The following is an 11659-nucleotide window of genomic DNA, read 5'->3' on the forward strand; positions in this document are numbered from 1 at the left end:
CGGCAAAAAGAAGTTGATTGAGTAAACGATAATCACAGCGTGACCAGACCGGTTTCGGACGGATCTGGTCACGCTGTTGAGGCAAGCGATCGTCGGTGACGACGTTCGGAATTAGGAATGGGGTCACGGGATGCATCGAACCTGGCGAATCGCGACGCACGATCGTGCGTACGTGAAGGATCTTAGTGTTCGCTTGAAGGTCACGGCGCTGATCGCGCAGGTTTTGGTGGCACGTGGACATCAACGGCTGGAATCGGCCGAGAATTATCTCGCCAAAAAGCTGACGACGCTGCACGACCCAGAGCTTTTGCCGGGGTTGAGTGCTGCTGCCGATCGGATTGTGGCCGCCGTACAATCCAAACGACGGATTACGATCTATGGTGACTACGACGTCGATGGTGTGACGGCCACAAGCCTGCTGTGGCATTGTTTGCAGCTCATCGGCGCCAAGGTGGATTATTATATTCCCTCACGCATGGAAGAAGGCTACGGGCTGAATTGCGATGCGATTCGGCAGCTTCATTCTGAAGACCCGACGCGCCTGTTGGTGAGCGTCGATTGCGGAATTACCAGTTGCACCGAAGCGGCCCTCGCGCGGGAACTGGGGCTCGAACTGATCATCACCGATCATCACACGCCGTCGGAAACGTTGCCCGAGGCCGACGTGCTGGTTCATCCACGACTGCCGGGAAGCTATCCCTTCGGCGAACTGTGCGGAGTCGGTGTCGCGTTCAAACTGGCGTGGGCCATCTGTGCGCGGATGGGTGACGGCAAGCGAGCGTCACCGCGGATGCGCGAATTTCTGCTCAGCGCCATCGGTCTGGCCGCGATCGGCACGATCGCCGACGTCGTGCCCCTGATCGACGAGAACCGAGTGCTGGTGCATTTTGGTCTGGCCAGCCTGCTCGATCGCGCCAACCCTGGACTGCAGGAATTGCTGAAGGTGGCGAAGGTGTCGGACAAGGGCACGCTGCAGGCGGAAGACATCGCGTTTGCCGTCGCACCGCGGATCAATGCCGCCGGTCGACTGGGACAGGCCCGTTTGGCCGTGGAACTGCTGACGACCAGCGATCGAGATCGTGCGGTGGCCCTGGCGACGTACCTCGACGGGTTGAACAAAGATCGACAGTCTGTCGAGCGGAAGATGCTGAAGCAGGCGAAAGAGCTTGTCGAAGAGAATGCGGAATGGGCCGACCATCGGGCGCTGGTGTTGTCGCATTGCGAATGGCACCCGGGTGTGATTGGGATCGTGGCCACGCGTGTTGCCGAGCACTTCCAACGTCCGACGATCATGATTGCGCTGGGCGGTTTGAACGGATTCGCTCAAGGGTCAGGTCGTTCGTTTGCGGGGTTCAATCTGCATTCGGGGCTGTTGGCGTGCCGCGATCATCTTGAAACGTTCGGCGGTCATCATGCGGCGGCGGGGTTGAAGATTCGCATGGATGCGATCGATGCATTCCGCCAAGCCTTTGTCAGCCATGTGCGCGAGAATCATGTGGCGGCGCCCGGTGCCTCGGAACTGCAGATCGACTCGGAAGTCCAATTGAGTGACCTGACGATTCGTTCGGTGACCGAACTGGAACGCCTGGGTCCCTTTGGTGCGGCCAATCCCCGGCCGATCTTTGTCGCGTCGAACGTGGAACTCGCGTCACCTCCGAAGAAGATGGGGGAAGGGGAGCGGCACCTGTCGATTTTCGTCAAGCAGTATGGTCAGAAGATGCGTGGTGTCGCCTTTGGTAAGGGCGATTGGGCAGATGAAATCGCAGGGCACGGCGGCCCGATTTCGATCTGCTTCCAGCCGACGATCAATCGCTTTCAGGGGCGAGAAAGCGTGGAATTCCATCTGATCGACTGGCAACCGGAGCACGCTGCCGCGGGCGTTGCCGTTTGACGTCGTCACAATCACGCCACGAGGAATTTGCTCATGGCGTGATTGAAACCATCGGATGGTGGGGTCAGCCGGGGAGTCGGAAGAGGCGACGTGCGTTGGCGGTCGTTGCGTCGGCAATCTCTTCTTTGCTCGTCTGGCGAATTTCAGCAAGGCATGCGGCGGTGAGGCGGACGTGTGCCGGTTCGTTTCGTTTGCCGCGAAACGGTGTGGGTGCCAGATACGGCGCGTCGGTTTCGATCAGGACGCGGTCGAGGGGAATTCCTGCTGCCACCTGTCGCTGTGCCTCGTTCTTTTTGAAGGTCACCATGCCGCCGAAACCGAGATACAGTCCCAGATCCAGGCAGATCGTGGCCATGTCGGCCGAACCGCAAAAGGCATGGATCACACCATTCAGCGGCTGGTCTTGAGGTTGGCGGCGGAGCTGTGCGACGACTTCGGTCTCGGATTCGCGGCAATGCACGACGAACGGCAAACCGGTTTCGCGCGACAGGGCGAGATGCCGATCGAAGTAGTCGGCCTGGAGTTCCAGGGGGGAATGATCCCAGTACTTGTCGAGGCCCGTTTCACCCAGTCCGACGACTTTGGGCGATTTGGCGAGTTCGACGATTTGCTCCCAGTCGCCGGGTGCGGCCGCCGAGACGTAGTTGGGGTGCAATCCGACCGTGGCGTAAACCTGCGGGAATCGCTCTGTCAATTCAATGACTCGCCGACAGCTTTCCAGTGTTATCCCGATCGCCACCATCGCCACGACGCCCGAGTCGACTGCGCGCTGAACGACGTCAGCACAGTCTTGAGTGAAAGCGTCTTCGTCGAGGTGGCAATGGGTATCAATCCATTCCACGAAAGCGGTCCTTTTATCACGTTGGCGATCGACGGGCAGGCCGGATCGCCGCGCGACACGGCTTGTTTCAAGCCGCTGCGCCCACGGTCGACAGCGATTGCAACCGTTCCGTGAGTTGACGTTCGGACGCCAGGACCTGTTCGATCAGTTGTACTGCTTCGGGATCATCCACGCAGGTATGCGTGGCTTCCTCGAGTTCAACCAGCACGGCCTTCTGGTTCACAAGAATCAGTTTTAGCAGATACTTCAGCGAGAGAAAGTGCAGGTCGGTGAAGCTGGCGGGAAATCCGCCGAAATCGATCGGCCAGCGGCGTTCGGTTAGAAGGTCAGACAACTGGGCGACATGCTCTTGCTGAGTCGCGACCAGTGACGTGAATTCTTCCTGCAGGGCGGCTTCGGAGCGGCTCGACCAGGTGGAACAGTGACCAACATACTGCAGCAGGCTGCGGCCGATGTCGATCTGTAACTGGTTCAGTTTCGCATTGTGTTGAACGTGTGCCATGAATGATATCTAGCCGCGAGGTGAACCAAACCAAACTTTGAACAATGTCGGTCGCTCTTAGAAAAACGCACGCGCCGCATGCAGAGCGACTTTCGAGAGCGGATTGATGATGATTCCCAGAAATACCACCATGCCCGACAGCAGCATGACGAAGACTCCTGAAGAGGACGCCACTGGCAGAGCGACCGGTGTGCTGCCCGCGGGGCGTTCGCTGATGCACATGAACTTGGCGACTCGCAGGTAGTAGAACAGGCTGAGCACCGTGTTGACACCGCCCGCGATTAAGACCACCCACATGAACCAGTGCACCTGCGTGGCATCGTACAGAGCCATAAAGATGAAGGCCTTGCCGTAGAATCCACCGAGCGGTGGAATGCCGACCAGACTGAACAGGCAGATGGCCATACAGACCGCCAGCAGCGGGGCCTGTTGTGCCAGACCTTTGTAATCTTCGATCTCTTCTGAGAACGTTTGATTGCGAATCAGCGCGGCGATCGCGAAGGCACCGAGGTTCATGAACAGATAAACGCATAGGTAATAAAGCAAACCCTGGATGGCGCGTTGTCCCGATTCGGCACCCATCGCACCGCTCTTCAGAACCAGCAGTGCCGAGACTGCCATCAGCATGTAGCCCGCATGGGCGATCGTGGAATAGGCCAGCATTCGTTTGATGTTCTGCTGGGAATACGCGGCGAGATTTCCGAACGTGGCGGTGATCGACGCCAGAAAGCCGAGACCCAACCCGAATGTCAGTGCCAAGTCTTGCGAGGGGCCCGTCGCGTCGCCCGTCAGGCTCAGCGAGAACCGCACGAGCAGCGCGAAGGCGGCGGCCTTCGAGGCGATTGAAAGGAAGCCGCCGACTTCTGCCGAGGCACCATGGAAGGCGTCGGGGCACCAGAAGTGGAATGGCACGAGCGACAGCTTGAACGCAAAGCCGACCGTAATCATCAGCAGGGCGAGCATCATGTAGCGGATTGTCGGATCGTTGTAGCTGGAGTGGCCTGCAAACACGGCCTGAAACCGTGATGCCATTTCCGGGAACTCGGCGGTGCCCAAAAGTCCTGCGAGCAGGCTGATGCCGAACAGCATCACCCCGGCGGCGCCTGCACCGTAAATGACGAACTTCAATGCGGCCTCGCTGCTTTGGCGGCGTCCTTTCAAGAAGCCGGTCATCGCATAGCTGGGCACGCTGGCCATCTCGACCCCGAGAAACATCATCAGCAGATGATTGGCGCTCGACATCAGCATCATCCCGATGACCGCTCCGGACAGAAGCGAGTAGAAATCGGGAGCGTCTTCGTCATCGGGGATGCCGGTCAGCACCGTCAATACGATCACGAACACCAGGAAGAACGTCAAAAAGCCGCGGAAGAAGATCGAGAACGGGTCGTGCATCGCCAGGCCGGTGAAGATCTGCACCGACTCGGCGCCGGGTTGGCTGATTTCCCAGAACTGGAACAGCACGGTGACGAATGCTGCCATGCTGCCGAACAGTGCGATCCAGTGGGTGGGGATCACACGATCAAGACTCGTCAGCCGCGCCAGCAGCATCAGCACGATCGAGCCCGAAAGGATCAGTTCCGGCGCAAAGAGCACCAGTGATTGGAGGGTGGAAGCTTGACCAGCCACACCACCGTTCAGGAACTGCTGTAAAAGTGCTTGGAAATCCATGAGGAATGGCGATCACGTAAGCGACTTGCGGATCAGACGAATCAACGACAACCAGACGTCATGGCAACTGAGCGGCCTGAACCGCGGGAGCTGCCGAATACACCGTCTCGTACGAGGTCTCCAGAGACTTCGTCAGGGATTCGATGGAACCGTGCATCGGAGCAAACAACAGATTCGGGAAAACACCAAACAGGATTGCGAAAGCGACCAGCGTATATCCGATCGCCAGTTCCCGAGGATTCGCTTCGACGAGCGCTTCGGGATGCGGTCCCTTGTACTCGGCACCAAGATACACGCGCTGCAAGGTCCACAGGATATAACCGGCCGTCAGGATCACACCGGCGGCCGCCACAATGGCCAGCAGCGGGCTGAAGTTCCAGCAGGCGAGCACCGACAGGACTTCACCCACGAATCCGCACAGACCGGGTAGACCCAGACCGGCGAAGAAGATCACGGCCGCCAGGCCGGAGTAGTGGGGCATGACCTGAGCGATTCCGCCGAATTTGTTGATGTCGCGATGATGCACGCGGTCGTAGAGCACGCCGACCATAAAGAACATGCCCGTGGACGAGATCCCGTGAGCGACCATCTGGAACATCGCGGCGTTGATGCCCATGGTCCAGTAGTCACGGCCAATCGTCTTGCCGTCGGTGATCTTCCAGACCGCAATCCCCAGCAGGACGTATCCCATGTGACTGACGGAACTGTAGGCGACCAGTCGTTTGAAGTCCGTCTGGGCCATTGCCGCAAACGCACCGTAGATGATGCTGAAGACACCCAGCCCCACCAGGAAGTAGGCGGCGTATTGGGCACCGTAAGGGCATAGGGGAAACGCGATGCGGATGATGCCGTAGCCACCCATCTTCAGCAGCACCCCGGCCAGGATCATCGAGATCGGCGTTGGAGCTTCCACGTGTGCGTCTGGCAACCAGGTGTGGAATGGGAACGAGGGTAGCTTAATCGCGAAGCCGATGAACAGCATGATGAAGGCGGCGACCTGCATCGTGGTGTCGAAGTGAGGAATTGTCCCGCCATTGCCCGCGGCGATTTTCGCCAGGTAGATCAGGTCAAAGCTGCGACCACTGTTGAAGTAGAACATGATCATCGCGATCAGCATCAGGACCGACCCTGCGAGCGTATACAGGAAGAACTTGATGGCCGCGTACTCGCGCCGTGGTCCCCCCCAGATCCCGATCAGGAAGTACATCGGCAGCAGCATGACTTCCCAGAAGACGTAGAACAGGAAGAAGTCGAGTGCCAGGAAGACGCCCATCATCCCTGTTTCAAGGATCAGAAACAGCATCAGGTAGCCTTTGAAGTTCTTTTCGATGCTCCATGACGCCAGTGAGGCAAGCAAGCAGACGAATCCGGTCAAGACCACGAGCGGCAGACTGATTCCGTCGACGCCCAGTCGGAAGTAGATGTTCCAGGTTGGAACCCACTCTCTGACCAGTTCGAACTGAATACCGGATTCCGTCGGCTTGAACTGCCCCCAGAGCATCAGCGTAAACAGGAATGTCAGGGCCGTGCCCATGACACCCCAGTAACGCATGAATTCCTTCGCATTGCTGTCGATAAACAGCAGCAAGAGCGCCCATACCGCGGGCAGAAAAACGATACATGTCAGGAGCGTTTCCGGATCCATATTGAACTCTGCTTCCTCAAGCGTGCTGCCACCAACTGCGCGGTCGACAGAAATCAGTTCTACTTCGGAATTGCGGTGAAAAGGGCCCCGAACAGCACCACGACACCCACGCCAATCCACATGACATACTGCCGGATTCGTCCTGTCTGCACGGCTTTCAGCGACGAACCCATCGAATACGTGACCGACCCCAGCAGGTTGACCAGTCCATCCACCATTGTTTCATCGAATTTGCGATCCCAGCGTGACACGTAGACCGTCAGATTTGCGGAGGCGTGCAGGATGGGATCGAGCACACAGCGGTCGAAGCTGACGCACCACGCGGAGACGACGTGCACGGGTTGGACGAACATCACATCATACAACGTGTCGAACCGCCATTTGTCGATCAGGAAGTCGTAGACGCCCGAGAATTGCTTGCGAATGTCGGCGGGATTCACACTCTTCTTCACATACAGCAGATAGGCCACTCCCATCCCCAGGAACGCGGCGATCAACGCGAGGACACCCGCAATTTTGTGAACTTTATGGACATCGTGCTGGCTGGGCAGGGTCACCTGCGAGGCACCGCTCGAGAGCACTCGTTCGACGGCCGGAACGGTTTCGCTGCCCGCGATCAATCGGTAAAGCGGACCGCTCTCACCGGGCCAGGCACATCCCGCGGCGAAGACCGCCAACGCGATCAACGGATAGGTCATGATCCGCGGATTTTCATGGCAGTGTTCGAAGACATGCGCGTCCCGAGGTTGCCCACAGAATGTCATGAACCACAGTCGGAACATGTAAAACGACGTGATTCCCGCGGTGACCAATGGCGTAATGAACAGCAGGAAGTGACCGGGATTCCGTTCCGTGTAGGCCAAGGCCGAGGCGACAATCGCATCTTTTGAGTAGAAGCCCGAGAAGCCAGCGGAAGTACCCGGAATCGCCAGACCGGCGATGGCCACAACCCCGACCAGCATCGTGTAACAGGTGATCTTCATCTTGTGCCGCAACCCGCCCATGCGCGTCATGTCCTGCACGTGGTGGCATCCGGCGATCACACTGCCTGAGCACAAGAACATGAGCGACTTGAAGAACGCGTGTGTCACCAGGTGGAACAGCCCCGCGCCCCAGCCGGCAACGCCGATCGCCAGCATCATGTAGCCCAGTTGGCTGATGGTAGAGTAGGCGAGCACGCGTTTGATGTCGGTGACGACGACCGCGATCGTGGCTGCGATGAACAGTGTGATGCAGCCGATGTAGGCAATTCCAAGAAGAACCTCGGGGGTGAACATCGGATAGAACCGTCCGGCCAGATACACACCGGCGGCGACCATTGTGGCCGAGTGCACCAGTGCGGATACCGGCGTCGGTCCCTCCATCGCGTCGGGTAACCATGTTTGCAGTGGGAACTGAGCACTCTTACCGATGCTTCCCGCGAAGACGCCCAGCCCGGCGGCGACCAGCAGCATGTAGCTGATCGTCATCGGCTGTCCGTTTTGCGTGGCCCGGTGTCCCTCGGCGTCGTGCAGGTAGACCTGCTTGCCGTCGTCGGACACATCCAGCTTGCCATCGTGTCCCCGGATCATCGTGAACAGCCCCGCTTCATGCGTGTCGTTCAGGGATGAATCGGCGAACTGGAAGGTACCGAGCGAGGTCCAGAGAATCATCAAGCCGATCAGAAACCCGAAATCGCCGACGCGGTTCATGATGAACGCTTTATTGGCGGCGGTGCTGGCCGACTGGCGTTCGATGTAGAAGCCGATCAGCAGGTAGCTGCACAGACCGACCAGTTCCCAGAAGATGAACACCTGGAAGATGTTCCCGGCCAGCACGAGTCCCAGCATGGAAAAGCAGAACAGCGAGAGATACGCGAAGAAGCGGTGGAATCGTCCGGGGCGGCTGAAATGACCACCGTTGTGCAGATGCACTTCGTGATCTTCATATTCTTCCGTCAGTTCGTCGTGCATATAGCCCATGGCGAACAGGTGAATGCAGGTGGCGATGAAGGTCACCATTGTGAACATCACCAGCGTCAGGCTGTCGATGTACCAGTCGAGCGACAGGCGGAGCTTGCCGAATCGACCCAGTTCGTACAGCGTCCCGGCGTAGTATTTGGGGGGCGATGACGCGTGTGTTCCCGCGTGCGCTTCGGCCGCGTGTCCGTCGGCATGATGATCGGCTTCTTCATGAGCGGCATCGTGTGGCGTGGCGGCATGCGAAGAATCGGCATGGTGTTCGGGTGCGGAGAGGGCCGACCAGTGCGTCGCGCTTCCCCAGACCAGCAGGGCCGACAAGCTGCAGACGAATCCGGCACCGATACAACCCACCGCGCAGACGGCCGCACCTTTGCTGAGTCGATGGGACCAGCGTAACCAGTACATTTCAATGACAAAGCCCACCAACGGCAGCAACCAGGCTGTCGTTAGCAGGAGCATCAGAATCTCACCAGTTTTGGTCTCAGGCATAATTCCGTCACTGAAGAAGTTTTACCGGGCGGAAGTTTTACTGGGTGAACGAGTCGTTGAGCAAAGGATCGTCGGAAAAGACGTTCTGTCAAACCACTTGCGACCGAGAACAAAATGTCAGGGAGAACCAACTGAGACCACCACCGATCGATACGAATTGACCACGAACAGTCGGGCTTACCCGTGCAGTTCGTCTCCGCGGTCGACATCGATTGACAGGTGATTGTTGTAAAAGTTCAGTGCAATCGCCAAGGCCACGGCCGCTTCCGCCGCGGCCAGAACGATGACGAAAAGTGCCGTTGCTTGTCCGTCGAGACCCAGTGGGGTGTAGCGAGAGAACGCCACGAAATTGACGTTGGCCCCGTTCAGAACGAGTTCAACTCCCATCAGCACGCCAATGCCGTTCCGTTTTGTGGCCATGCAGACGACGCCACACACGAAGAGCACCGCTCCAACCATCAAGTACGAGTTCAGGCCAACTTCACCCATGATCGCATTTCTTTCCCGAACGCAAACGCTCGTTCTTCCGGAAGACTCCGATCAATTGAATTCTCGTCCGTCGTCCACCACGACGCGACGCTTTGCCCGCGCCAAGTATGCGGCTCCGATCAACACGACCAATAAATGAATCGAAATGATTTCAAACGGCAACAGAAAGCCTGGAGCCAACTTCATCTGACTGTCTTGGTTCAGATTCCGATCCGGACGCAGTCCGATGAAGCTGAGTCCCAACTGCCGGACCGTATTGCCTTGTTGACGGGCCGCGGGGGCCAGCTCTGCAGCGGCCGCCATCGAAGGGGATGGTGGCAGGCGCTCGGCCGCCTCTTTCCAATCGACTTTGCTGATGGAAGTCACCAGGACGAACAGCAGCAGCAGTCCGACGGACGCTCCCAGGAAGATTTCGGCCGGGTTGGTGCGAATCTGCGTGTAGGGGCCACTGGCGGTGAGCATCACCCCGAACACCAGCAGAACCACCGTTCCGCCGACATAGATCAGCAATTGGGCCGAGCCCAGGAAATCGGCGTCGCAAAGGAAGAACAGGGCCCCGACCGATCCGAGCGACACGACCAGCCAGAAGGCCATTCGCACGACGTTCTGCGTGGCGACGACCGCCACGGCGCCGCCGCAGGACAGTGTCGCGAAGACCCAGAATAACAGTTGCTCGATCATCGGATCACCCCTTGAGCGTCAGAGGCGACAGGAACCGCGGACGTCGTCGCATGAGACACCGATTTTTCGCCCAAAGCAGGCCCAAAGGCCACCGGTCGAGACATCGTCGAAGCCAGCACCAGCGGCCACAGCACCGCCATCAGGAACAGGAAGCAACTGATCGGTACCAGATACTTCAAGCAGGTCGTCATCACCTGGTCGATTCGCAGTCGAGGAAGCGTCCACCGCACCCAAATCTGCACAAACACCAGCAAGCACCCCTTTTTTACAAGCACGATCGCACCAAACAGGTTGGCGAGATAGGTTCCGAGTGAAAACCCTTCGATTCCCAGGAATCCATCGGCAGTGCCACGCAGGCTGTTGACCAGATCGTCGATCAAGCCGATCCCGGTGTTCCAGCCGCCAAGAAACAGCAAGGCTGCAACGGCACTGACGGCGAACATGCTCGAGTATTCGGCCAGGAAGAAGATGGACCAGCGAAACCCGCTATATTCGGTGTGGAAACCGGCTACCAGCTCGCTCTCGGCTTCCGCCAGATCGAACGGAGCGCGCTTCACGCTGGCGGTGGCGACGGTGAAGTAACAGAAGAAAGCCACGAACGTGAATGGGTCATGAAAAATAAACCAGTTCCAGAACCAGCCCGACTGCAGCCGTCCGATGACCTGGAAATTGAGTGAACCGGCGATCATCAGCGGAATGAGCGCACAAATTGCTAGAGGAATCTCGTAGCTCACCATCTGGGCCGCTTCACGCATCGCGCCGAACAGCGCCCATTTTGAGCCGCTGGAATATCCGGCGAGAATGATGCCGAGTACTTCGAGTGACATCAGGGCCAGAATCAGAAACGCACCGCATTCCGCCGAAACGGCAATCCATCCATCGGCGAGCGGCAGTACCATGAAGGCCGCAAACGAGGCGATCGTGGCAAGATAGGGTGACATTCGGAAGATCAGGCTGTCGGCATCTTCCGGCACCAGATCTTCTTTCTGGATCAGTTTGATGCCGTCGGCAATCGTTTGCAGCCAGCCGAAGCTTCCCCCGACGCGGGTGGGGCCCAGACGGTCCTGGATACGGCCCGCGACTTTACGTTCAAGCCAGATGTAAAACACGGGAAGGCCAGCGAACAGGCCGAGCAGGAGTGCCGCGTGGACAAATGCCGCAAGCAAGAAGGCCACCAAGAGCAATGTCTCGGGCTTCAACGAGACATGCACGAATTGCGAGAGGCTTTGGACCAGGTTGGCCAAAAACTCTTGCAAGGTGATGGCAGCAAGTAGGCCGTTCATTTATGTGTCCCTACAAATACGGAACCATCGGCGCGAGAGGCCGCGAAGGGCGGGCCAACTATGCCAGAAGGGTATTGGCGATTCAAGCCATCCGCGCGGCTTTCGAATTCATTCCCATCAATGAGAAGTTCCTCACGGGGTTTGAACTTGAGGCGATGGGACAGTTCGTCGCGGAAATCGGCGTCGAACACAGAGGGGAATTATGA

General features: G+C 58.2%; 9 protein-coding genes. 1 reads left to right on the top strand and 8 read right to left on the bottom strand.

Annotated elements, in window-relative coordinates:
• Positions 1-130: 130 nt before the first annotated feature.
• Complete coding sequence (gene recJ / locus OSO_RS0133525) at positions 131-1891, top strand: single-stranded-DNA-specific exonuclease RecJ (RefSeq protein WP_010587240.1); 1761 nt, start codon at positions 131-133, stop codon at positions 1889-1891.
• Positions 1892-1955: 64 nt separating this feature from the next.
• On the opposite strand, the gene OSO_RS0133530 is transcribed toward recJ, so the two are convergent.
• The 8 genes from OSO_RS0133530 to OSO_RS0133565 all read right to left on the bottom strand — a co-directional run bounded on the left by OSO_RS0133530 (position 1956) and on the right by OSO_RS0133565 (position 11453).
• A complete protein-coding gene (locus tag OSO_RS0133530; RefSeq protein ID WP_010587241.1) occupies positions 1956-2732 on the bottom strand; it encodes a TatD family hydrolase in 777 nt (258 codons plus the stop codon).
• A gap of 67 nt (positions 2733-2799) precedes the next feature.
• The gene (locus OSO_RS0133535; protein WP_010587242.1) at positions 2800-3234 is read right to left on the bottom strand and encodes a hypothetical protein; all 435 of its coding nucleotides are present in this window, start codon (positions 3232-3234) and stop codon (positions 2800-2802) included.
• Between the two features lie 57 nt (positions 3235-3291).
• Positions 3292-4905: an NADH-quinone oxidoreductase subunit N gene (locus OSO_RS0133540; protein WP_010587243.1), complete on the bottom strand. Its 1614-nt coding sequence runs from the start codon at positions 4903-4905 to the stop codon at positions 3292-3294.
• Positions 4906-4963: 58 nt separating this feature from the next.
• Positions 4964-6550: a complex I subunit 4 family protein gene (locus tag OSO_RS0133545; RefSeq protein ID WP_010587244.1), complete on the bottom strand. Its 1587-nt coding sequence runs from the start codon at positions 6548-6550 to the stop codon at positions 4964-4966.
• A 59-nt stretch (positions 6551-6609) separates the two neighbouring features.
• A complete protein-coding gene (nuoL, locus tag OSO_RS0133550) occupies positions 6610-9000 on the bottom strand; it encodes an NADH-quinone oxidoreductase subunit L (RefSeq protein WP_010587245.1) in 2391 nt (796 codons plus the stop codon).
• A gap of 177 nt (positions 9001-9177) precedes the next feature.
• A complete protein-coding gene (nuoK, locus tag OSO_RS0133555) occupies positions 9178-9489 on the bottom strand; it encodes an NADH-quinone oxidoreductase subunit NuoK (protein WP_010587246.1) in 312 nt (103 codons plus the stop codon).
• Positions 9490-9540: 51 nt separating this feature from the next.
• The gene (locus tag OSO_RS0133560; RefSeq protein ID WP_010587247.1) at positions 9541-10170 is read right to left on the bottom strand and encodes an NADH-quinone oxidoreductase subunit J family protein; all 630 of its coding nucleotides are present in this window, start codon (positions 10168-10170) and stop codon (positions 9541-9543) included.
• Entirely contained in the window at positions 10167-11453 is a 1287-nt protein-coding gene (locus tag OSO_RS0133565; protein ID WP_010587248.1) for a complex I subunit 1/NuoH family protein, read from the bottom strand. Before OSO_RS0133565 ends, OSO_RS0133560 begins: the two co-directional genes overlap by 4 nt.
• Between the last annotated feature and the right edge of the window lie 206 nt (positions 11454-11659).

It is taken from the genome of Schlesneria paludicola DSM 18645 (assembly GCF_000255655.1).
Lineage (GTDB): Bacteria > Planctomycetota > Planctomycetia > Planctomycetales > Planctomycetaceae > Schlesneria > Schlesneria paludicola.